Origin of the sequence: uncultured Bifidobacterium sp. (assembly GCF_963540075.1) — a bacterium.
Lineage (GTDB): Bacteria > Actinomycetota > Actinomycetes > Actinomycetales > Bifidobacteriaceae > Bifidobacterium.
The window spans coordinates 1-24,500 of the sequence record NZ_CAUTOG010000016.1 but is presented as its reverse complement, the minus strand read 5'-3'; the positions used below and the strand labels follow the sequence as shown (position 1 = coordinate 24,500).

General features: G+C 64.4%; 15 protein-coding genes. 5 read left to right on the top strand and 10 right to left on the bottom strand.

What is annotated here, in order from left to right; genetic code table 11:
• Window positions 1-21: 21 nt before the first annotated feature.
• Window positions 22-1,596, bottom strand: a complete 1,575-nt coding sequence (locus tag RWX87_RS03345) for a threonine/serine exporter family protein (RefSeq protein ID WP_314686940.1) — start codon at window positions 1,594-1,596, stop codon at window positions 22-24.
• Between the two features lie 292 nt (window positions 1,597-1,888).
• Here RWX87_RS03345 and RWX87_RS03340 point away from each other — a divergent pair, with 292 nt between their 5' ends.
• Window positions 1,889-4,645: a phosphoenolpyruvate carboxylase gene (locus RWX87_RS03340; RefSeq protein ID WP_314686923.1), complete on the top strand. Its 2,757-nt coding sequence runs from the start codon at window positions 1,889-1,891 to the stop codon at window positions 4,643-4,645.
• Between the two features lie 180 nt (window positions 4,646-4,825).
• Here the strand turns inward: RWX87_RS03340 and RWX87_RS03335 are convergent, their stop codons facing one another.
• Window positions 4,826-6,610, bottom strand: a complete 1,785-nt coding sequence (locus tag RWX87_RS03335; protein WP_314686921.1) for an FAD-dependent oxidoreductase — start codon at window positions 6,608-6,610, stop codon at window positions 4,826-4,828.
• Window positions 6,611-6,615: 5 nt separating this feature from the next.
• Entirely contained in the window at window positions 6,616-7,179 is a 564-nt protein-coding gene (gene ahpC / locus RWX87_RS03330) for an alkyl hydroperoxide reductase subunit C (protein WP_314686918.1), read from the bottom strand.
• A gap of 528 nt (window positions 7,180-7,707) precedes the next feature.
• Here ahpC and RWX87_RS03325 point away from each other — a divergent pair.
• The 3 genes from RWX87_RS03325 to RWX87_RS03315 all read left to right on the top strand — a co-directional run bounded on the left by RWX87_RS03325 (window position 7,708) and on the right by RWX87_RS03315 (window position 10,596).
• A complete protein-coding gene (locus RWX87_RS03325) occupies window positions 7,708-8,397 on the top strand; it encodes a carbonic anhydrase (protein ID WP_314686937.1) in 690 nt (229 codons plus the stop codon).
• A 138-nt stretch (window positions 8,398-8,535) separates the two neighbouring features.
• Entirely contained in the window at window positions 8,536-9,897 is a 1,362-nt protein-coding gene (locus RWX87_RS03320; RefSeq protein WP_314686915.1) for a hemolysin family protein, read from the top strand.
• Between the two features lie 219 nt (window positions 9,898-10,116).
• The gene (locus RWX87_RS03315; protein WP_314686913.1) at window positions 10,117-10,596 is read left to right on the top strand and encodes a DNA starvation/stationary phase protection protein; all 480 of its coding nucleotides are present in this window, start codon (window positions 10,117-10,119) and stop codon (window positions 10,594-10,596) included.
• 188 nt (window positions 10,597-10,784) lie between these two features.
• On the opposite strand, the gene RWX87_RS03310 is transcribed toward RWX87_RS03315, so the two are convergent.
• From RWX87_RS03310 to RWX87_RS03280, 7 genes are all read right to left on the bottom strand, one after another.
• Window positions 10,785-12,953 (bottom strand): glycoside hydrolase family 3 N-terminal domain-containing protein, encoded by a 2,169-nt coding sequence (locus tag RWX87_RS03310; protein ID WP_314686910.1) that lies wholly within the window; start codon window positions 12,951-12,953, stop codon window positions 10,785-10,787.
• 28 nt (window positions 12,954-12,981) lie between these two features.
• On the bottom strand, window positions 12,982-16,536 hold the full coding sequence (locus RWX87_RS03305; protein ID WP_314686907.1) for a GH36-type glycosyl hydrolase domain-containing protein: 3,555 nt from the start codon (window positions 16,534-16,536) through the stop codon (window positions 12,982-12,984).
• A 28-nt stretch (window positions 16,537-16,564) separates the two neighbouring features.
• Window positions 16,565-17,500: an alpha/beta hydrolase gene (locus RWX87_RS03300; protein WP_314686905.1), complete on the bottom strand. Its 936-nt coding sequence runs from the start codon at window positions 17,498-17,500 to the stop codon at window positions 16,565-16,567.
• Window positions 17,493-19,163: an ABC transporter ATP-binding protein gene (locus RWX87_RS03295; protein WP_314686904.1), complete on the bottom strand. Its 1,671-nt coding sequence runs from the start codon at window positions 19,161-19,163 to the stop codon at window positions 17,493-17,495. The genes RWX87_RS03300 and RWX87_RS03295 overlap by 8 nt, the downstream gene beginning before the upstream one ends.
• A complete protein-coding gene (locus RWX87_RS03290) occupies window positions 19,160-20,170 on the bottom strand; it encodes an ABC transporter permease (protein WP_314686902.1) in 1,011 nt (336 codons plus the stop codon). The genes RWX87_RS03295 and RWX87_RS03290 overlap by 4 nt, the downstream gene beginning before the upstream one ends.
• A gap of 4 nt (window positions 20,171-20,174) precedes the next feature.
• Entirely contained in the window at window positions 20,175-21,155 is a 981-nt protein-coding gene (locus RWX87_RS03285; protein WP_314686900.1) for an ABC transporter permease, read from the bottom strand.
• 131 nt (window positions 21,156-21,286) lie between these two features.
• Window positions 21,287-22,930: an ABC transporter substrate-binding protein gene (locus RWX87_RS03280; RefSeq protein ID WP_314686897.1), complete on the bottom strand. Its 1,644-nt coding sequence runs from the start codon at window positions 22,928-22,930 to the stop codon at window positions 21,287-21,289.
• Between the two features lie 230 nt (window positions 22,931-23,160).
• Here RWX87_RS03280 and RWX87_RS03275 point away from each other — a divergent pair, with 230 nt between their 5' ends.
• Entirely contained in the window at window positions 23,161-24,447 is a 1,287-nt protein-coding gene (locus RWX87_RS03275) for a LacI family DNA-binding transcriptional regulator (RefSeq protein ID WP_314686895.1), read from the top strand.
• Window positions 24,448-24,500 lie beyond the last annotated feature (53 nt).

Genomic DNA, 24,500 nt, shown 5'->3' with positions numbered 1-24,500 from the left:
AACGCGGCTGAAGCCCGGGACCTAGTCGTCGTAGCGCCAGCTGCGGTCGGTGAGCACCCGGGCCATCGCCAGGCCGATAGGCAGGCAGAGGATGACCATGAAGGCCCGGAAGGCCCAGTCCAGAGCCTCCTGGGTGTCGAACTGCCCCAGATGGAACATCGCCTGATACATATACAGCCCAGGCACCATGATGACGATCGAGGGCACGGTCAGGCAGATGCGCGGATAGCCCAGATGCGGAGGCAGCCAGCCCCGGCGCACCGACGAGCGCCAGGCGGAGGCGAGCAGGCCGGCCAGCATGGCCCCGATGAAGGCCGCGGCCTCGGCGGCCATGCCCATATCGGTCAGCGTCAGGCGCAGAGTGTCGGTGATCGCCCCGATGACGGCCGCCGTGAAGCACATGCGCTGGGGGGAATTGAACAGCACCGAGAACCCCCACACCCCACCGAAGGCCGCCAGAAGGCGAAGGCCCGCGTTCACCCAGGGGTTGAGGTCCAGAGGCTCGAAGCCCTGGGGATTGAGATGCACCATGGACGCCACCATCCACCCCGCCAGGGTGGCCATGAGGATGATGGCCAGCGTGTAGCACAGCCGCTGTATCCCCGAGGGGAAATCGATCTTGGCGATGTCAAGACCTCCTGTGATCAGCGGGAATCCAGGGATGACGAACAGCATCGCCCCGATGTAGGCGGTGTCATGCTGCAGGGCGATGGGATCCGCCAGCCCGATGAGACGAAGCATGCCCGTGCAGGCGAGCGCCGCCACGGCCACGCAGACGAAGGTGACGAAGAACTGATTGAGCCGATGCGCGAACAGACGACGACGCAGCCACTGGCCGAGTCCCGCGCCGACGAAGGCGCCGACCATGTCGTACGGACCGCCTCCCAGAAGGAACACGAAGGCCGCGCAGGCGACCGCACCCGCCAGACCGGAGAACCACGGCGCATAGAGAGGCCTCCGCCGTTCGATGAGGTCGAGGCGCTCATGCACCTGCCGCACGGTCATCACCGGCGTGACGCGCGAATCCGCCGAGGGTCTCCCCACATGGTCGAAGTGCTCGGCGTATTCACCACGCGGCGGATGATGCACACGGACGCGGGCACGGGCCGCGATGGCCTCACGCACCGGTTTCATCGCCGACTTGCGCGCCTCGGGGCTGTCGAGGTTCTCGACCAGCTCCTCGGAGATCACCGGCCGCGCATGGTAGATGGAGTCCATCCCCAGATTGACGCTGAACCAGTCGGCGAAATGCTCGAGCAGCCAGATGCGCTCCGTGTTGACGCCGGTCGTGGGCAGGTCCACCACCTCGGTGATGCGATCCCTGCCATCGGTGCAGGTGGCCTCGATGTCGGTGAGGTTGACGTCCGCCCGCACATGCACTCCGAGGGGATAGGCGATGCGATGCATCATCTCGCGCACGCGGAAGCTTCCCGTTCCCGCGCCCAGGTCGAGCATGCCCACGCGCACGATGATGCTGGCCTTCGCCGCGATGCCCGCCTCGTCCACGGGCGCATCCCAGTCGCGTTCGATGTCCTCCATGTCGAGCGGAATGGCGTGGGTATGGAAGCGACGCACGGCCGCCGCCGAGGCCGCCACGCCGGAATGCGAGGAGGGGGCCGGGCGGGGCGCATGCCCGTCGCCGTCGGATTCGTGGATGTCTGGTTCCGGGAGGTCGCGAATGCTCACGAATCCCTTTCTACCGCTCACCCTGGGCACGGCGTCCGGAAAGGACGAAACATAGGAAACATCGGTGTCGACCGGGGAACCCTACAATAAGCCCCGCAACCACCGAAATCGGCTGTGGGCCCGCAACATCCGGCAACAACAACCGCGGAGGAGCCGCGGAGGACCGGAGGATCGGGCAACCGTTTTCGGCCAAGGAGGTCTGATGACAACACACGATCGACAGATCACGCCTGCGGACGCCACCATCGTGACGTCCGGCCTGGGGACCAAAGGTCCCGAGGAGCGTGACGTTCCTGACTCGCTGAAATACGACATGGATCTGTGTCTGCAGATTCTGCGCGAGGTCCTCGGAGAATACAGCAAGGATCTGCTCGTCAAGTTCGACACGGTGCGCAACTACGCCGTGGAGGCCAGCGCCGAGCGGTTCTCCGAGACGATGACCGATCCGAATCCGGACGAGGACGGCCTGGCCAAGGCCGTCGAGACCATCGACGGCATGAATCTGCATGACGCGCAGCTGCTCGCCCGTGCCTTCACCACCTATTTCCATCTCGCCAACCTCTCCGAGGAGAACTACCGGGTCTCGGTGCTCCATCAGCGCGAGAACCAGGTGCACGAGGACCAGGCGGTGGACCCGGTCAACGAGATGACCAGCGCCTACCATCAGCTGATCGGCGAGCTCGGCCCGGCGAAGGCCAAGGAGCTTCTTGAGAAGCTCGAGTTCCATCCCGTGTTCACCGCGCATCCGACCGAGGCCCGCCGCAAGGCCGTCGAGGGGAAGATCCGTCGCGTCTCCCAGCTGCTCAGCGCCAACAGAACGCTCGGCGGCTCCGACAAGAAGGAGAACACCCGCCGTCTCTACAACGAGATCGACGCGCTGTTCCGCACCTCCCCCATCGCTCTGAAGAAGCCCACTCCCGTCGAGGAGTCCAACACCATCCTCGACATCTTCGACAACACCCTGTTCACGACGATCCCGATGATCTACCGGCGCTTCGATGACTGGGTGCTCGGGGACAAGGCCGGACTCGTCGAACCCGTATGCCCCGCGTTCTTCCATCCCGGCAGCTGGATCGGCTCCGACCGCGACGGCAACCCCAACGTCACCGCCAAGGTCAGCCGTCAGGTGGCCCGCAAGTTCAGCGACCATGTGATCGCCGCCCTGGAGCGCAGCACGCGCACGGTCGGACGCAACCTCACCATGGAGTCCGAGACGACGCCTCCGAGCGCCGAGCTCATGAACCTGTGGAACCATCAGAAGGAGATGAGCGAGCGCCTCACCGACAAGGCCTCTCTGATCTCCACGAAGGAGCCGCACCGCGCGGTCATGCTCGTCATGGCGGATCGGCTGCACTACACGGTCACGCGCGACGCCGACCTGATGTACAGAGGCTGCGATGACTTCATCGCCGATCTCAAGGTCGTTCAGCGATCCCTGGCCCAGGCGGGTGCCGCACGTTCCGCCTACGGACCGCTGCAGGACCTCATCTGGCAGGCCGAGACCTTCGGCTTCCATATGGTGGAGATGGAGTTCCGCCAGCATTCGCTGGTGCACTCCCGGGCTCTTGAGGACATCCGCGAGCACGGACTCCATGGCGAACGCGGCCCGCTGCAGCCCATGACCCATGAGGTGCTTGACACCTTCCGCGCCCTGGGATCCATCCAGAAGCGCAACGGCATGAAGGCGGCGCGTCGCTACATCATCTCCTTCACCAAGTCGGCGCGCAACGTCCGCGACGTCTTCGAGCTCAACAGGCTGGCCTTCGCGCACCCGGAGGACGTACCCACCATCGACGTCATCCCCCTGTTCGAGCAGCTCGAGGACCTCCAGAACTCCGTCGACGTGCTCGAGGAGATCATCAAGATCCCCGAGGTGCAGGCGAGGCTCAAGGCCACCGGCCGCAAGATGGAGGTCATGCTCGGCTACTCCGATTCGTCGAAGGACGCCGGCCCTGTCTCCGCGACCCTGGCTCTGCACTACGCGCAGGAGCGCATCGCCAACTGGGCGAAGAGGCACGACATCGACCTGACGCTGTTCCATGGCCGCGGCGGAGCCGTCGGTCGTGGCGGCGGTCCGGCCAACCGCGCGGTTCTGGCGCAGCCGGTCGGCTCGGTGAACTGCCGCTTCAAGCTCACCGAACAGGGCGAAGTCATCTTCGCCCGCTACGGCAACCCGGTGCTGGCGGTCCGCCACGTCGAATCCGTGGCCGCCGCCACCCTGCTCCAGTCCGCTCCGAGCGTCGAGAAGACCAACACGGAGATGACCGAGAAGTTCACCGGGATGGCGAAGTCGCTGAACGACGCGGCGCACGAGCGTTTCGTCGATCTGCTGAAGACTCCGGACTTCACCCCGTGGTTCTCCATCGTCACGCCGCTCAACGAGATCGGTCTGATGCCGATTGGATCCCGTCCCGCCAAACGCGGGCTCGGCGCCAAGTCGCTGGACGACCTGCGCACCATCCCCTGGGTCTTCTCGTGGGCTCAGGCGCGCATCAACCTGGCCGCCTGGTATGGTCTGGGCACGGCCTGCGAGAAGCTCAATGACCTCGCCACGCTGCGCAAGGCATACGAGGAATGGCCGCTCTTCAGCACGTTCATCGACAACATCGAGATGTCGCTGGCCAAGACGGATGAGCGCATCGCCCGAATGTACCTGGAGCTGGGCGACCGCGAGGACCTCAGCACCAAGGTGCTCGACGAGATGGAGCTCACCCGCAAGTGGGTGCTGCGCATCGTCAACGACGAATGGCCCCTGCAGCACCGTCATGTGCTCGGCCAGGCGATTCGCATCCGCTCGCCGTATGTGGATGCGCTGTCCGTCACTCAGGTGCTGGCGCTGCGTTCGTTGCGCAAGAAGGTGGACAAGGAGGAGCTGAGCAAGAGCCAGCAGGCCGAGTTCATCTACCTCATCCTGTGCACCGTCTCGGGCGTCGCGGCCGGCCTGCAGAACACGGGCTGATTCGCATCGGCGATGCGACAAACGGGAAGGCCCCACGGATCATCTCCGCGGGGCCTTCCCGTTTCCCTTTCCATCGGCCATCCCGTTCCGTCGACGTCTCCGTCAGGTTCAGGCCGAGACGACCGTCTCCGAACACATGCCGGACGGCACGGAACGGAGACGACCCGACATCGACGAATCTCAGGCGCCGATGAGATCGAGCATCTGGGGGACGCTCTTCTTGCCGAACTCCACCTTCTGGTCGCCGTTGGGACCCGTGATGACGATGCACGGCACGCTCATGACGTTGTAGCGATCCTTGAGCTCGGGGAAGTGCGCGAGGTCATAGGCCTCGGCGCGCACCTTCGGGTTCTGGGCGGCGATGCGTTGCGAGGACAGCACGGTCGTGGGGCACATCGTGCAGGTGAGGGACACCAGCAGCATGACGTTCACCGGGTCGGAGATGCCCTCGATGCGCGAGGCGGTGTCGTCGTCCACCTTCTGCCCCGGGCCTGCGGCGTTGTACAGCGCAAGCACGAAGGAGTTGAACTCATGACCGCTGGGCACCCCGTGGAAGGCGAGTCCGGTGGGATGAAGCGTCCCGTCGTCGTCACGCGTGCAGATGCGCACCTCGGGCCGGGCCTCGGGAAAGACGCCCGCAGGGTCGAACTCCGCTCTGCCCTGGCCGTTCTCGGTGGCCGGATTCCCGGCTTTGGCGACGCCAAGCTTCCCGCCGCTGAGAGTCACGAGCTCATCGATGAAGCCTTCGAGCTCCTCGGACAGCGGGGTGCCGTCCAACGCGAGACGGAGCACCAGCGGCCGGTTCATCCGCGAGAACACCACGGCGAGCTGCTGCTTCACGTCGTCGCCGAAGAAGCCGGACGCCTCCTTCGCCGTGGTCGCGGCGTCGGTGGTTTCCGAAACGGCCGCGGGAGCGGGGGAGGTCCCCGAGGTCTTCGCGGCCGCGGCTTCCTTCTCCTTCTCCTTCTCGTAGGCGGACTCCGTCGGGCGCGGCGGGACAAGGCCCGTCTTCTTGCTCATCTGCGAGGCGTAGCGTTCAAGCTCTACCGCGGCGACGGCACCGTCCGAGGTGGCGGTGACTACCTGCCGGAGGTTCTTGACACGCAGGTCGCCGGCGGCGTATACGCCCGGCACCGAGGTCTCAAGATACCCGTGGGTCACCACGTAGCCGCGGTCGTCCAGCTCCACGACGCCTTTGAGCAGGTCCGTCTGGGGCACATAGCCGGCGAAGACGAAGACGCCGAAGGTCCCTCCGTCAACGGGTCGCCAGGTGGTCTCCTGTCCCGTCTCCACATCACGCAGAGTGGCCTCGACAAGGCCTCCCTGCCCGGCGGAGACGCCGTCAAGCTCCGTATGGTAGCGGATGTCGATCTTCGGATGCTCCTTGGCCTCGGCGGCCACGGAGGCGTCGCATGTGAAGTCCTCCTCACGGACGAGGATCGTCACCCTGCTGGCGTATTTGGTGAGGAACACCGATTCCTCCGCGGCGGCGAATCCGCCGCCGACGACAAGCACCTCACGGTTGGTGAAGAACTCGCCATCACATGTCGCGCAGTACGCCACGCCGCGTCCCGCGTACTCCTCCTCGCCGGAGAAGCCGATCTTGCGCGGGCTGGCGCCGGTGGCGACGACCACGCCGAAGCAACGCACGTCCCCGCGCGAGGTATGGACCACCTTGACGTCGGCATCGGCGTCGATGCCCGTGGCTTCGGCCGCACGGAACTCCGCACCGAAGTTCTCCGCCTGCCGGCGCATCGTTTCGGTGAGTTTGGCGCCATCGGTCACGGCGATGCCAGGGTAGTTCACGACCTCCGAGGTGATGGCGATCTGTCCGCCGTAGTCGGCGCGCTCGAGAACAAGCACGCGATAGCGCGCACGCGCCAGATACAGACCGGCGGTCAGCCCGGCCGGACCGCCGCCGATGACGACGACGTCATAGAGGTCGCTGTCCTTGTCCGCGGTCATAGGACTCACAGCTGTCCGACGAGGTCGAGGCTCGGAGCGATGGTCTCGTCGCCGGGGGTCCACTTGGCCGGGCAGACCTGGTCACCGTGCTGGTAGACGAACTGGCTGGCCTGGACGCGGCGCAGCAGCTCGTCGGCGTTGCGGCCGACGTTGGAGGAGATGACCTCGTAGGCCACGACCCTGCCATCCGGGTTGATGATGAAGTCGCCGCGCTCGGCCTGGCCGAGCTCCTCGTTGTAGGTGTCGAGGTCGCGCGCGAGAACGGCGGTGGGATCGGCAAGCATCGGGTACTGGATCTTGGCGATCTTCTCGTTGGTGTCATGCCACGCCTTGTGAGTGAAATGCGTGTCATGGGACACCGAGTAGATCTCACAGCCGATCTTCTTGAAGTCCTCGTACTTCCCCGCCAGGTCCTCAAGCTCGGTGGGGCAGACGAAAGTGAAGTCAGCCGGGTAGAAGAAGAGGACCGACCAGTGTCCGAGAAGGTCCTTCTTGCTCACCGTGTGGAAGTCGTTGTCCTGGAACGCGTTCACCGTGAAATCGGTCAGCTCGTGCTGCAGAAGCGTCATGGGAATACCTCGCTACTCCGTTGTCGTGGGCCGGGACACGGCCGGCCATCCGTGCCGTCCGCCTGTTCGGACCCTGGTGTCCACGATCCGGACAGATTCTCGGAAGGCTTTGTGGCTCCATGCTATCTCAGCGACGCTGGTTCGGCAGAGCGCGAACTGTGGCGAGGCTCACAGTATCCCGGCATTCCGCCGTTTCTGCGGAATCTCCGCCGCATTGCGGCCTCACGGTATCTAGGATGGATACGGTTCCATGAAACATCTCCGGTTCAGGCATGGCGCCCGTCTCACATCGTCACGGACGTTTCCCAGGACAGGTCGGAAGACCGCCTCCGATGCCGCATCGCCCGGAACCGGAGCGGAAATCATCCATCACCGACGCAGCCGACCGTCCGACCGACGATCCGGAACGGAGAAGACATGAGCGACAACACGACCGGCAACGATGACGCCGAGGACGTGACGAGCCCCCGCAACGCCGAGGCCGACGGCTCCGCCGGAACGCCGACGGCCAACGCCACCTGGAGCCGCATGCTCGCAGGAAACCGCCGCTTCGCCACCGGAAGAGCCGAACATCCCTGGCAGGACCGTGAAACGCGGGAGTCGCTCATCGACGGGCAGCATCCCGACGCCGCGGTCCTCTCCTGCGGTGACTCCCGCGTGCCCCCGGAAATCGTCTTCGACGAGGGCCTGGGGGATCTTTTCGTCGTGCGCACCGCCGGCGAGGTGCTTGACGAGGCCGTCATAGCCTCGTTGGAATTCGCCGTGCAGGACCTGCATACCGGGCTGCTGGTGATTCTCGGACACGAGCACTGCGGTGCCGTGCAGGGAGCCGTGACTGCGCTCACCGCCGTCGAGAAGGAACTCACCTCCGCGGAGGCGTCGGCCGCGAAGCAGGCTCCCGTGGCCTCCGTTTCGGCGGAAGGATCAGGGGATGCGGATCGGACGGCGTCCTCGGACGCACGACTGGACGATCTCGCCGCGGCCGTCGCGGAATCCGACTCCCCCATCATCCGTTCGGTCGGCGGTTCGGTGATCGTGGCCCGACGATCGGAACTCGACTCCACCGATGACATCGAAAGAATCCATGTGGCTCGCACGATCGAACGGCTCACGGCCGATTCCGAGGTCATCCGGCAGGCCCTGGCGCAGCGGACGCTGACCATCGTGGGCGCGCGCTACCGACTGACCGATGGTCTCGTCGAGGTTCTGTCCTACTGATCCGGTCGATCCGCCGCGAGGGCATGTTCCCCACCCCCTGACGTCCGGACCGGAGCGACCCCCGGCTCGTCGCCTGTGGAGGGTCCGGCCGCGGCGTCCGGCCTCTTCGATGACCGGCAAATCCCCTAGAGTGGAGTCATGTCGCTCGGTCTGAACATCCTTCTCATCTTCGTGTTCCTCGTGCTCGGCTCGGTGTTCGCGGGAACCGAGCTGGCCCTGGTGAGCCTGCGCGGCTCCCAGGTCGACCAGATGGAGCAGGAGGACGCCCGGGGTGCCCGGGTGGCGGCCATCGCCCGCGACCCCAACACCTTCCTGTCCACCGTGCAGATCGGCGTGACCCTGTCCGGATTCCTCTCGGCGTCCTTCGGCGAATCCGCCATCTCGCCCTCCGTCGTGCCCGTCGTCGAAGGCTGGGGAGTGCCCGTCCACGTCGCCGCTCCTCTGACGACGATCGTCCTCACCCTGATCATCTCCTACTGCTCGATCGTCATCTCCGAAATGGTGCCCAAACGCATCGCCATGCAGCGCACCGAACGGATCGCCCGGGCCGTGGTGCCCGCCATCGACGTCTTCGCCACGATCTGCCGGCCGATCATCTGGCTGATCGGAAAGAACACCGACGGCATCGTCCGACTTATGGGATTCGATCCGAACGAGACCGAAAGCGAGGTCTCCGACGACGAGCTCCGCGTCCTGGTGAACACCAACTCCCGTCTGAGCAAGGATGAACGCACCATCCTTGACGACGTGTTCGACGCCTCCGAGACCATCGTCGCCGAGGTCATGCGACCGCGCGCCGACGTCGTGTTCCTCGACGGAAGCCGGAGCCTCAAGGAGGCCGCCGCCTTCGTGCGGAACATGCCCTACTCGCGCTATCCCGTCACCGGGAAGGACTTCGACGACGTCCTCGGCTTCGTCCATGTGCGCGACCTGCTCGACGTGCGCGACCCAAGCGCGCGGACGGTGGCCGACGTCACGCGCGAGGGCATATCCCTGCCCGGCACCTCCAAGCTGCTGCCCAGCCTCGAGCTGCTGCGCAAGAGGGGGATTCACCTGGCCGTGGTCATCGACGAGTACGGCGGGACCGACGGCATCGTCACTCTTGAGGACATGACGGAGGAGCTCGTCGGCGACATCCGCGACGAATACGATCTGCCCGGGAAGAAGAGCACGGACGACGCCGGAGCGGCCTTCGTCAACGGCGTGGCCGCCGTCGAGGGCGGCATGACCATCGAGGACTTCGCGGATCTGACGGGCATCGAGCTCGAGGACGGCCCCTACGAGACGGTCGCCGGATACTTCCTGGCGCATACCGGAAAGCTGGGGGTGGTCGGCGACGTCCTGCACACGGACGACGGATACGACATGGTCGTCACCAAGGTGGACGGCCGGAGAATCGACACGATCGAGGTGCGACGGGTCGCCAATGCGGCGGATGCCCGTCCCGACGGCTCCCATCCGGATGGCGCGCATGACGGGGGAGAGGACCCGCGGAAGTGACGGACGGTCCACCCGTTCCGTCCGCGGCCCCGCATGCGGACCGTCGCCCGGAACGGCTCCGACGGGTCTCGGGCCACAGGACGCTCACGGCGCGACGCCGAGCCGACGGACACGGGAGATCCACGGAATGCAAGGGATTTCACGGGACGCCGGAACGGGACCACGTGCGATGCCGACCGATAGAATGGAGATACCGTTTCCATCTACGAAAGGACGGACATGACACTCTCATTCGTCGTGCCGGGGCTCGATGAGGCCGCCTCGGAGAAGACCATCGCCATTCTCGCCGGTCGTCTCGCGCAGGAGCAGGAGGCCGCGCTCGTTCTCAAGCACGCCCACTGGAACGTGACCGGGCCGAACTTCATCGCCGTGCATGAGATGCTCGACCCGCAGGTGGATGTCGTTCTCAATCAGGCCGATGAGACCGCCGAACGCATCGCCACTCTCGGAGGTTCGCCCGACGGCCGACCCGACGCCATCGTGCGCCAGCGCACGTGGAAGGGCATCGACCTGACGGGTCGTCACTCCACCGAGGAATACCTCAAGGCGCTTATCGACTACTATGACGCCTTCATCACCGACGACCGCGAGGCCATCAGAGAGCTGGACGAGCTGGACGTCATCAGCTCGAACATCGTCCAGGACCACGTCCAGGACCTGGAGAAGTTCCAGTGGTTCATGAGGAGCCATCTGGCGTAGGGTCTGAGGAGGGATTGTGCATTAGCATCCCTTTCTAGCATCCCTTTCTGCCCCCTGACCGGGTTCCGGTCGGGGGTTTTCTTTGCTCCTGGGAGGGGCCGGGCGATCCCGTATGGGCGGCGCCGCCCGGGTCCCGGAGCAGCCCGGCATCCGGGGGCACCGACGACACGGACGGAGGGCGCCACCCCCTACGAAACCAGCCTGACGCGAACGGGCACGCCGGTGGATGCGCTGTCGGGGCCGACCATGATGTCGACGTCCCCGGGATCACTGGTCGTACGCCCGTCGGAATGAACGTATCGCATATCCTCCTCACGAAGCACGAACGGGACCCGCACCGATGCCCCCGCCGGAACCAGCACCCTCTGGAATCCCTTCAGCGAGCTCACCGGGCGCACGGTCTCGGCGTCGACGTCATGAACATAGAGCTGGACGACCTCCGTGACGTCACGGTCGGAGACGTTATGCACCTCCGTTTCGACATGAAGGGGCCTGCCGACGCCGAAGACCTGGGAGGAGACGTCCGGCGAACCGTAGGACACGCGGCCATACGTCAGTCCAAAGCCGAAGGGATAGGCGGGGTCGTTGGGCACATCGAGATAATGGGAGACGTACTTCTCATCAGGGTCCCCCTCGAATGGCCGGCCCGTGCTGTCATGGTCGTAGTAGACGGGAATCTGGCCGACGGATCTCGGGAACGACATCGTCAGGCGTCCGGACGGAGAGACCTCTCCGTACAGCAGCCGAGCCACGGCAGTCCCGGCCTCCGTCCCGGGATACCAGGCCTCGAGAATCGAGCCGACTCCGTCCAGGCCCGAGAGGTCGAGGGGACGGCCGTTGAACAGAACGACGACGAGCCGGGCCTTCCGGGCGAGCAGACGCGTGACCAGATCCCTCTGGGCCTTCGGCAGACGGATGTCCGATCGGCTGGACGCCTCCCCGCTCATCCATGAAGGTTCACCGAGCGCCAGAACCGTCACATCAGCTCGTTCCGACAGCTCCAAGGCCTCGTCAAGTGCCGCCGTCGACGGGGAGACCGGATCGAAATCCCGTTCTCCGACAAGAACGTCCTCATCGCATCCGCGCATGCCCGCGTCAAGAGACACGGCCTGGTCCGGATTCCCCTGCCATGACCAGGGCCCCAGAACGTCATGGGAGACGGCGAATGGCCCGATCAGGGCGACGGTCTGCCGTCCGGCCGAAAGCGGAAGCAGACCGTCCTCATTGCGCAGCAGCACCATGGATTCCTCGGCGACCTCGCGAGCCTGACGACGATGCCCGGGCGACATGACGACGGCACGTTCGGCGGCCTCGTCGGCGCCTCGGAAGGGGTTCTCGAACAGTCCGAGCTCGTTCTTCAGCGTCAGGACGCGCAGAACGGCCTCGTCCACGACAGACAACGGCACGATCCCGTCCTCGACGAGATGACGCAGCCCACGCAGGTAGCACACCGACATCATGTCGATGTCGACTCCGGCTCGCATGGCCTTGGCCGCGGCCTCGTCGTCGTCACGGGCGACGCCATGGCGCTCGAGCTCCCGAATCGCACCGAAGTCGGAGATGAGAACGCCGTCGAACCCCCACTCGTCACGCAGGACGCCCTGCTGGAGGCGGACGTTGGCGGTCGCCGGAATCCCCTCGATAACGTTGAAGGCGGTCATGACAAGACGTGCTCCCGCTTCGATGGCCGCATGATAGGCGGGAAGATAGCGGTCCCGGAGCATCCATTCGGACATGTCGACCGTGTTGTAGTCGCGTCCCGCAATGGGCGCCCCGTACCCGGCGAAATGCTTCACGCAGGCCGCGACTCTGGTCACGTCGTCGTGAAGCGCGGAGGGATCGACCCCCTGATAGCCACGCACCATCGCCGCGGCGAATCGCGAGTTGAGGAGGACATCCTCCCCCGTCGATTCCACGACCCGCCCCCACCGTGGATCCCGTACAAGATCCGCCATGGGGGAGAACGTCACGTCTATGCCGCATGCGGAGGACTCCTCGGCGGCGACCCTCGCCGCACGCTCCGCAGCGGCCTCGTCCCACGAGCATCCCAGCCCCAGCGGCACCGGGAAGATCGTTCGGCACCCATGGATGACGTCCGCCATGAACAACGTGGGGATATGCAGACGATGCCGCCGGATGTACCGGCTCTGGATGCGACGGCATTCGCTGGCGCCTCCGACGCCGAGGATGCTACCGGCGTTCGCGACCTCGTCAGGCGTCAGCCCCAACGCCTCCATGGGGCCGGTTCTTTTCTCGGCGTCCTCCGAATAGAAGTCGCCCGTGAGCTGTACAAGCTGTCCGATCTTCTCCTCAAGCGTCATCCTTCCGAGAAGCTCGCGTATGCGATCCGCATTCATGTCGTCACCCTTCCTTACCGCCCATGTCCTATCGTGATTCACGCGCGGATGCCGTCCTCAGAGGAACCGTCACATCGATCAGATCCGCGTCGTCCAGAGATTCCCGGGAGATGACAAGCCCCCCGGACCGATAGGGAAGATCCTCGTGGTCTCCTGCAAGCTCGCGCCCATCAGCGCTTGCGCTGACGCGTCCGGAGGAGGGCGACACCGTATAGCGAATCGTCCGTTTCCTCCCGAAAAGCCGCACGTCGATGACGGTACCGTCGTCCTCGGCATCAAGCACCGGATCGACGATCAGTCGGTCAGACTCGACGGTCAGACCGAAGACGTGCTGCATGATCATCCGCAGGTAGATTCCAGGACCCGAGGAATAGACGCGCCAGCCACCTCGGACCCCCACGGGGCGAGACGAGCCGGCCCGCAGTCTGTCCCACTCCCTGGTCGCGGTATAGCGGTCGGGGAAATCGGCGTCCGATGATGCGAAGTAGCAGTTGCGCTGTCTGGGTTCACTCGTCGACAGCCGCGAGAACTGCCCGACGGGGCTGATTCTGAGCAGCTCGCGGACCAGTCCCGAATCCCCCAGGGCCGCAAGGGCCTCGGCGTAGCGGATATGCGCATGCGTATACATGAGGCCGATCTCACGGCCGATGTTGGCCGCCTGCTCGGCACGTCGGAACACTGACGTGACGCCGTCTTGGAACATCGCCGGACGGTCCATGAGGCGCACACCGTCCGGGTAGTGCAGATGCTCCTCGATAAGCCTCATATGGTCGGCCGCCTGGGAGGGGGTGAACAGTCCCGCGACGACCGCCTGCGTCATGGGAATGAGCCGGTAGCGCAGTCCCGTGCGATCGTCCTTCGGATGGATGACGGGTCTGCTTCCATCGGATCCGAAGACCACGTACCCGGCCAGAACGCCGTCGACGATGAAATCGCGGGGATAGTCCTCGCCGATTATCGCGGCCTCGCGGTCGAACTCCCGGGCGTCATCCTCATGGCCGGCCCGCCTCAGCTCCGTCGCCAGCCATCTCGAGGCCTGGAACAGCAGAGCTATGGTCCAGGACGATGCCATGCGCTTCTTGAGCGATTCCTGGGCGGGCTGGAGCGTATCGTCCCAGTCGCCCTCCCCATAGCTGTAGATGGCGGTTCCGGGCACCCGGTGCCCACGTATGTACCGCAACGTACGGCGGACATGGTCAAGTACCGTGGCGGTTCCGTCACCAGCGACGCCGTTGCCGGAGTCATGCGCTCCGCCGGCCATGCCGGAAGCGTCCCGGAACGGGACCCGTTCCTCGAGAATGGACGCGTCCTCCTGCGTACGCAGGTATTCGGCCAGCGCCATCATCGGCCAGACCGGGATGTCCCCATGCGCCTCACGCTGGAAAAGCTCCGCGTACTCATCGAACATGAACCACTGCGGAAGAGAACCATCCGTCGCCTGATGGCGGAACACCTCAAGAAGAATCGCCCGTGCGTCGTCGAAGCGCCCGAAGGCGAGAGCCATTTCGAAGGGCCCCTGGCAGACGTCCCTCGTTCCCCATGCCGCGCCCGAATACTGTTCCAGCCCGTGAGGGGAAAGAAGATGCACAAGGGCGTTCTGGACGAACCATGGGATGAGCAGATTGACCTCGGACAGGCGCCCTTCGCCCCGCACGACGAGACCGCAGGACACATCCGAAACCGACCGGACATGGCGCGCCACCAGTGAGGAATAGGAGGATCCATCCCCCAGCATCCTCAGAGCGAGACGGCTCGCTCGCTCAGCCCCCTTGAGCGAGGCGGCCAGGACGGCATGCATGCTCGTGGCCGCGTCGACTCGGAAGGAGATGATGCGCGGAACGGACGCACCGGAACGGACTCGGATCCCGCTCGAGCCGGATTCCTCGGAACGATCGGCGAAGGGTTCGTCGAACGCCGGGCGGGCGCCATCGACTCCGAGAGCATACGCGAGGTTGACGCCATGGCGAAAAGCCGCAGAATCCCGCGCGGGAGTGAGCATGACGACGCGGCCATCCGCCGACGGCGGCACCACTTGCCACAGATGCGGATCCTCGACGTTCATCGTCATGACCATATCCGTGGGAGAGCTTGAGCTGACCCTGATGTGGAACCCGTCGGCATCGGGCTCGGCGACGGTCCGCACCTCGATGCTCCGTCCTTCCAGACGATACAGCCACCGCGACCCTCCGATGTCCATGCGGAAGGCCGACGGTTCTCCGAGCACGCGCCAGCCTCCCCTGTTCCGGACGAAGAGACGGACGCCCGCCGAACGACAAAGGTTGAGCGCATTGCGCTGCACCGACAGCAGACGGTTCAGATTGGTGTTCCCAAGCACAAGATGGGAGGCGAAAACACCGGCCGCATAGGTCGTCGTCGCCATCGTCGGGCGCATGGGCACGATGTTCCCGTCGGACACGCCAGCGAGAAGAATCTGCCCGTGCGAGCGATCGACCTCGAGCTCCTTGGCCTGGGACACGACATGTCCCGCATCGGGCGTGAAGAACGAAAGCAGGCGTCCGTCGGCATCGGTTTCGGGGGACAGAATCCTCCCGCCCGACCAGTCGACGAGATCCGTCTCATCCGGGGCATCCCCATTGAGAACGGGGATCCGAGCCATGGCATGCGGCCGCGGAGGGACCCACATGCCGTTCATCAGAGGATCCCCGCCTGCGGAATCATCGCTTTCGCCGTCCAGCGATCGCAGAGCGTCCCGGACACATCCGGCCAGGCCGTCCAGAGGCCCCCGATAGTCGGGTGAACATATGCACAGCTGATCCCATGACATTCTGCCATCGTCCGACAGATGAATCGGACGGGAGTCGAGGCAGGCCATGGCGAACTCGTACTGGTTGACGTCCGTCCCCCAGTCCGCCAGGGAAAGCGCCTTCGGCGGCTCCCCCATCCTCGCCCGGCGGCCATGGAAGTCGAAGCCGTCCGTCAGACATCCTCGGACGCCCTGGGCCATCACGGTCGCGAACAGCGGCAGGACCGGAGCCGACGCCATGGTCTGACGTGCGGAGAGAACCGTCCCCAGCCCGTCATCCTCGGCGCATCGGAAGGCCACGTATTGCGAGACGTAGGGCTCGCTGCTCATGGCCTGAGCCTGGGGAGCGAGGGCAAGGTCCTGGGCGGTCACAAGGTCCCATTCCGCGGAACGCGCCTCGGTGGTGCGTCCGGCGACCCGTACCGACCACATCCATCCGGTCGCCCCTGGTATCCCGCTGGATTCGGGAACCGCCACGGGCGCAAGCCATACGGTCCAGGAGATCCCGAGCCGGTCATCCTCGCCGCGCCAGCCGGCGTGCCTGCCGTCGCATGTCCAGGACGACGCCGACAGGGCGCCGATCAGCGGAAGCGCCGCATCAACCCGATTGCCGGCTCCAAGCCGACGCAGCCAGATGCCCGCGACGCCGGAATCGTCGTCCGTGGGTTCGTATTGAGAGATCTGAAGGTCACCGCATGTAATCTTCCGGATGTCGCCGTTCGCGGTGAGGGCTATGCGCAGACCCCCTGATGCCACGGCCCTGAGGGGCGCCGCCGCGCTGCCGCGTAGGGGAATCCCCGTCGTCTTGCTCGTCATCATCGTCGTTCTCTCTTTCGAATCATGAGCCCTATCGGCCGTCGGCATGCGACCAGAAGTCGTCGAGCAGGCCGGCGGTCTCATTCGGCTTCTCCTGGTTGGGGCAATGCCCTGCACCGGGAATGACCTCATAGCGGGCGTGCAGCCTCCGGGCCATCAGACGCTGCCATTCGCGGGGCCACGCCCGGCTGTCATGCTCTCCGTGGAGGACCAGGACGGGCAGACCCGTTCCCGCTATCTCCTCGGTGGTGTCATGGACGTCGGCGAGCTGGTCGATGGCCCCGATGAGCTCGTCACGGCTGGTCCGTTCCGAACGCTGGCGTTGGAAGAGATCGGTGACATCAAGCTCGTCGTCGCGCACGCTGGCCAGATCGGGATTGTCAAGCCGCCAGAGGTCCCCGCCGGGATGGTCGAGCAGACGCTGCCGCAGGGCGGCCTTCCTGCCGGGCCATCCATGAGGTCCCGACGACATGAGGGAGAGGGAGGTGAAGGCCTCTGGCCTCGCGATGACCGCAGCCTGCGCCACGGTCCCTCCGAAGCTGTGTCCCACAAGATGGAGGGGGACCCCGCCACCGACCACGGAAATGCGCCTGGCGACCTCGATCACATCCTCGGCGGTACGCCCGCGACCGTAGGAATCGACCCCTGCGGGCGACGACGAATCGGCCTGGCCACGCTGGGATATGGCCCAGACGTCCCATCCTCGTCTGGACAGCAGGGGGAGCAGATCGTAGAAGTCCTCCTTCGATCCGGTGAATCCGGGGACAAGAAGCGCCTGTCCTCTGATGACATCCGAATCGGTTCCCGGACGCGACCGGATGGCGGTCAGCCGCCCTATGGAGGTCACGAACGCCAGGGTCTCCACTTCCCTCGGACAGGGAAGGGCCCCGAAGGGCTCCATGGGAATGATTCCCTGGCCCCGAAGCGCGTCCATCCCATCGCGCATGGTCGACTGCCTCTCATTCATCGTTCATCCCGTCATGGTCCTCCCCCGTCGTCTGCAGCCGAGGGATGGCATCGAGCAACCGTTTCGTGTACTCGTTCTGGGGATGGCGAAGAACACTCGCCGTGGCTCCCCGCTCGACGACCTTCCCGTGATTGAGGACCATGATGTCGTCCGTGATGAGCCTCGCCGACAGCAGGTCGTGGGTGATGTAGAGCATGCTCACTCCGAGACGGACACGCAGGTCGTCAAGCAGCGCGAGAACTCCGGCCCGCAGGGTCATGTCAAGCATGGAGACGGGCTCGTCGGCGACGAGCACCTTCGGATCGCTCGCCAGCGCCCTTGCGATGACGACGCGTTGGCGCTGGCCTCCGGAAAGCTGATGGGGCAGCTTGGCGGCGAACTGCTCGACCGGCGTAAGACCCACGGTGTCGAGAAGCTCGAGCATCCTCATCCGCGCCTTCCGCCCACGCAGATCGGTGTAGTTCAGAATGGGGCGCATAAGGGTGTACTCGACCGTATGCAATGGGTTGAGCGCGGCGTACGGATCCTGGAAGACCATCTGGATATCGGCGTGAAGCGACCGGAGGGACCGCCGGCTGCGCATCGCGTCGATGCGTCGGTCTCCCAGACTGATCGCTCCCGACGTCGGACGTTCGACGCCGGTAATCATCTTGGCGATCGTCGACTTGCCCGACCCCGACGCTCCGACGAGAGCCATGGACTGACCGGGACTCAGCGTGAAGGACACATCATCGACCGCCTGGACGGGAGCCTCCCCACGTCGGGGACCCGGATATCTCTTGCAGATATGCGAGACGGAGACCGTCAGGGCCCCGTCCGGCGCAGCCCCGTGATAGACCTGCGAGCCACGGGGACTGAGCCCCGGCACGACGACATGCTCAGCGCGTGGGTCGCCGTAATGGCTGAGCAGCATCCTCGTATAGTCGTCCTTCGGATGCCTCAGAATCCGTCCGCTCGGGGCGTCCTCGACGATATGCCCGTTGTGCATGACCATCACGCGCTGCGTGGACTCCAGAACGATCCCGAGATCATGGCTGATGAGGATGGCCGTAAAGCCCTCCGACCGCTGCAGCTCACGGATGGTCTGCATGACCTCATGCTGCACGAGGACGTCCAGGGCGGTCGTCGGCTCGTCGAAAACCATCAGTCTGGGATTGAGGGAAAGGGCGATGGCGATCGAGACGCGCTGCCGCATCCCGCCGGACAGCTCCCCCGGATAGCTGTCAAGAACGCTCGGAGGAAGACCGACCTTCCCGACGAGTTCACGCGCGCGCTTCTCACGGGCATCCTTGGGGACATGACGATGCGCGGCGAACACGTCCATGAAATGCTTTCGGACCGTGCGAACGGGGTTGAGGGCGTTCATCCCCGACTGAAGAACCATGGCGAATCCACCCTGCCTCTGCCGACGAAGCTCCTCATCGCTCAGGGCGGTGATGTCGTGTCCGTCGAAGAGCACGCGCCCGGAGCTGATCCGTGCCGGAGGACGCGACAGACGCGTGACGGCGAACCCCAGGGTGGATTTCCCCGATCCGGACTCCCCGACAAGGCCCACGAACTCCCCCTGGTCAAGGGAGAAGCTCACGTCGTTGACGGCCCGTACCGGATCGCCGTCGGCGACGTCATAGACGATGGACAGGCCATCGACGCTCAGCAGACTCATCGCGAGCTCCCTTCGCGCAGACGCGGATTGCTCAGACGATCCACGCCGAAATTGATGAAGGTCATGGAAACCGCCAGAAGGGCGATCATGAGTCCCGGGGCCAGAAGCAGAGCCCACTGGCCGGTCAGAAGGACGTTGTTGTTCTGGGCCCAGTAGATCATCGTGCCCCAGCTGACGGTCGTCGAGTCCCCCAGACCGAGGAACTCCAGTCCGGCCTCGGCAAGCGCGGCGGCGGTGGCCGCACCGAAGAAGTTGTTGATGATCAGGGACAGCATGTTGGGGAAGATCTCATGGAAGATGATTCGCCACGAGCCGTCGCCGCTGAACTGCGCCGCCGTGACGAAGTCACGGGACCGCAGCGTCTGGGTCTGGCTCCGAAGCACGCGCGAGCCCCAGGCCCATCCGGTGAAGACGATGACCAGGATGATGACGCTAATCCCGCCGTTCTGAAGATAGGCCGCGATGACGATCATCAGGGGAAGGGAGGGGACGACGAGGAACAGATTGACGATGAACCCGATGAACTCGCCGGCGAAGCTGCGCATGTATCCCCAGCCAAGCCCGACGATGACCGCGATGATGGTGGAGAGCAGACCGGCGACCATGGCCACCATCACGGAGATCCTTCCGCCCCAGATCAGCTGCGACAGGACGTCCTGGCCGTTGGCCGTCGTTCCGAGCCAGTGTCCGGACGTTGGCCCGAGCCCTGCGGCGAAATCCCCGGAACTCGGATCGTACGGACTGATGACCGGGGCGAGAACGGCGATGAGGACGATCAGCCCGAAAAGCACCAGACCGAATCTCGCCTTGGGAACCGACCAGACCGTCGAGAACCCCCGACCGACGACGGTCAGAGCCTGAAGAGCCGGGTTGTCCCTGCCGCTATCGTCGGAGCGTCCGGATTCGGGCTCCGAAGGGCCGAGGGGTGCGGACGACTCCGAAGCCCGCGGCGGAACGGACGCCGCCAAGGCCTTGTCATGGATTGGGGAAGTTGTTTTGACAGACATCCCTTTACCTCCTGGTTCTCGGATCGAGGACGCCATACAGCAGGTCGACGATGAAGTTGGCGATGAGGACGCTCACGGTGATCATGAGGAAGATCGCCTGCATCAGCGGGTAGTCCTGGTTCGTCACCGCCTGGAACAGCAGCATGCCGATGCCCGGATAGCTGAAGACCTGCTCGACGAGAAGCGAGCCTCCGACGACCCCGCCGAGAACCAGTCCGAATGACGTCAGGTTCGGCAGGAGGGCGTTGCGCGCCGCATATTTGAGCATCACGGTGCGCTGCCGCAGGCCGTTCGCCTCCGCGAAGGTCACATAGTCGTCGCCAAGCGTGCTGATCATGGTGTTGCGCATCCCCATGATCCAACCCCCCAGCGAGGTGAGCAGGATGGTCAGCCCCGGAAGAATGGCGTGCTCGAGGGCATCGATCACGAAGGCGCCCGAGGGGTTCGGAACGGCAGACGCCGAATACGCGCCCGATGTGGGGAAGATTCCGGCGACGTATCCCAGAAAGTACAGCAGCATCAGGGCGAGCCAGAAGGCGGGGAAGGCCGACAGGAACGAGCTGCCGACGCTGCCGACGGCGTCGATCGCCGTGCCGCGGTGCCAGGCCATGACGGCGCCGAGAGTCGTGCCGATGATGAAGGACAGGATGGTGACGACTCCGACAAGCGTGAGCGTCCAGGGAAGGGCCGCGCCGATCAGACTGGACACGCTCGTCGGGAAGTTGCTGTAGGAGACGCCGAAGTCGAGATGGGCGATGCTGTTGAGGTACTGCAGATACTGGCTGAAGACATTCCCGGTCGGCATCCCGAGCTGGGCCTCGATCGACGCGCGGAGCGCGGGTGTGACGGGGCCGTTCTGCGCGAGCTTCGCGATGGCCGCGTCTGCGGGGGAGCCCGGCATCATCCTGGGCAGGATGAAGTTCACCGTGATGGCAGCCCAGAGGGTCAGGAGGAACAGGCCGATCTTCCCAAGGAAATAGCGCATAGGACCGTTCTTTTCATGAAGAGGTGATGGCGTCCGCCCGGGCGCCGGGATGGCGCCCGACGTCCGTGCGGACACGGTTGCGGAGAGAGAACGAAAGGTTCAGATGTCAGATGGTGGTCAATGAGGGTCGATTACGCCTTCTTCAGATGGGTGACGATCAGCAGGCTCGTCTGGGTCCATGTGCTCGGAGGGGCGTACGGATTGCTTGCACTGGGCCAGCCCGTGAAGTTCTTGGTGCTGAACAGCCCCCAGAGACCGCCGTAGAACATGCCGATGACGGGGACCTGGTCGTAGACCACCTTCTGGAGTTGGTCGACGATCTTCTTCTGTTCGGTCTCGGTCGTCGCGGACTTGAGCTCGGCCAGCAGGGCGTCGGTCTTGGAGTTCTTGTAGCGCTGGAAGTTGGCGGTCGTGGACTGCCCGACGGGAACCGCGAAATCACTGTTGAGCAGGTTGTTGTAATCCTGATAGACGCTCCCGGTCCCACCGAAGGAGGAAATAATCAGGTCAAAATCACCGTTGTCCAACGCCTGAGTATAAGCGGCCGCCTGAGGCTGGTTGAGCTTGACGGAGATACCCAGTTTAGCCAATTGGGATTGCAGCGTCTGAACGCCACGAAGCCAATCGGTATAGGAGTTTGGCACGGTGATGGTGATTTCAAGCTGTTTGCCTGAGGAATTGACGAGCTTCCCGTTCTTCTGCGTATAACCTGCCTTGGCGAAGTAGGACAGCGCCTTGGACGTGCTTTGCGTGATCTTCCCACCGTTGGCTATGGAGCTATTCACCCACTTCTTCTGATTGGGCAGAAGCAGACCGGTCTGGGTGGCCCCGTCGACGTAGCCCTCCTCGGCGTCCTCGGCGATCTTCTGACGATTGATCGCATAGCTCAGCGCCTTGCGGAAGTTAAGGTCGGTGAAGGGCGCCTTGGTCAGATTCATGAACAACGACACCGTCCCACCAGGAGGGAACCAGTAGTGGTTGTGCTGCTTGTTGGCTCCGACCCACGTCTTGTCGACGTTGGTGATGTACGAGTATGCCCAGTCATATCCCTTGTTGACCAGGTCGAGCTGCTTGTTGGATGCGGGGAGCACGATGGTGTCCGCCGCCACCTTGTCGGCCTGCCAGTAGGAGGTGTTCTTCTTCAGTGTGTACTGATTGGGCGTGAAGGTCGCCAGCTTGTATGGACCGCTGCCCACGGGGTTCTGGTTGGTCCACTTCACGGGGTCCTTGACGTTCTTCCAGATGTGCTCCGGAACGATGATCTGCTGGTCGATGATAGTCTGCGCTGGCACATCGGCTGTCTTGAGATGGAACGTCACCTCATTCCCACTCGAGGAAATCGAGGAGATATGCTGCCACACCCCCAAAGTGTCCAGAGAGGCGTTCTTCTTCACCAGGTTGAATGTGTACACGACATCCGACGCAGTCAGAGCTTTGCCATCAGACCAAGTGACGCCCTTGCGGATGACGTATTTGATGGTCTTCGCATTCACGATGGTGCTGCCTGTCGCCAGGAAGGGCGTCGCCTTGCCATCAATGGTGTTAACGACTTCGAGCGGTTCGTAGATGAAGTTGACACCCGTCCGCTTGCTGGAGGAGAAGGGGTTGAAGTTCCTGACGAACGTGGGGCTGCCGTTGTCACCTCCGAACAGAAGCTCCGAGCCTCCCGAGGATGCCTGTGACGCGGACCCGCCGCCGCATGCGGCCATGCCGAGCATCGTCGCCACGGCTATCGCAGCCGCCGCGATGCGCTGGACTACGCTTCGCTTGTTCATGTCCTGTCCTTCTTGTCTTCCTTGACAACGCGCGGTTCGGAAGGCGTCCACGTCTTCCGAACCCTCTGCTGTATTGCAGTGATTAGGATTGTATGCGCTTTCATTATTGAGCGCAAGTCATCAGTCTACAAAAAACTCTTGATATCTGGCATTATCTCTCAAAAACAAGCAAATCCCGGTGACGACTTCGATAATCAATCATGTTACAATGAAAATGTTGTAAGAAAGAAATGTCCAAGGAGGCCGCCGTGGGGGCCAAGCCGACGATATATGACGTCGCCGCACGGGCGGGCGTCTCGATCGCGACGGTGTCACGAGCAATTCGCAAGCCGGACAGCGTACGAGGCCCCACCCGCGAATTGGTGGAGCACGCCATCAACGACCTCGGCTACGTCCCCAGCGGAAGCGCGCGAAGTCTCGCGGGGCATCGCACGGGGATCATCGGGCTGTTCCTGCCGAACGTCGACGCGGTGGAGGATCTGCACGACTTCAGGCTGTCGACGAACGACTCGGCCAACGTGACGCTGGATCCGAGCCACACCGAGACGAAGAGCTCCGACTCGCTGTACTTCGACGAGGTGCTTCGCGGCTGCGAGCTGGAATCATGGAGACGCGGGATGTCGCTGATGGTCAACATCGGCCGGGGTCGCTCCGAACCGGACGTCGTCCATGTCGTCAACGACATGGCGGGCAAGGTCGACGGCCTGGTCATCCTCGCGGGAAGCGTGCCCGACCGCGCCATCGAGTTCCTCCACGACCGCATCCCCCTCGTACTCGTCGCCGACGCCCCGTCGGACAACGGTCAGAGGTACGACCTCGTCAGAGTGAGCAATCGCAAGGGGATGCGCACGCTGACCGAACATCTCATCGATGCCCATGGAGTGTCGGATTTCGCATATATCGCCGGCCCCGACAAGTCGCCGGACAACCGCAAGAGATACGTCGGATTCCAGGAGGGGCTCGCGGCCCGAGGCATCAATCCGGCGTCGGTGCCCATCTACAGGGGCGACTTCTCCTTCGTCACCGCCTATGGGATAGCACGAGACCTCGAGGCCCGTGGCGCGGTTCCACGCGCCCTGGTCTGCGCCAACGACCAGATGGCCCTCGGCGTGCTCAAAGCCCTGAACGACGAGGGCCTGCGCGTACCTCAGGACGTCATCGTCACGGGTTTCGACGGAATCGCCGAGACGAACTCCTCAAGCCCCCGCATCACGACGATCCGTCAGCCCATGCTCAGCCTGGGAAGGGGGGCCGTGAGCACCATCATGGAACGAATCGCCACCCCGGATGCCCCGCCTCTGACGACCGAGCTCCCGGTCACCGTGCTGCTGCGCGAAAGCTGCGAGGGAGCCATGGAAGCCGACGCCCCTGATGCTGCGCCCTCCATGACATCGGGCGCCCTGCCACGCGGGTTCCGGGACGGCGTCCCCGCAAACCGTCCGTCGGGGGGTTCCGCCGTACGCGAGGACGGCCCGAGGACGGCCCGGTCAGTCCTTCCGGAACAGTTTGGTGTATGAGCCCTCGGCGCGGGGACGCACGACGATGGAGTCGATGTCGACGGTGTCGGGCT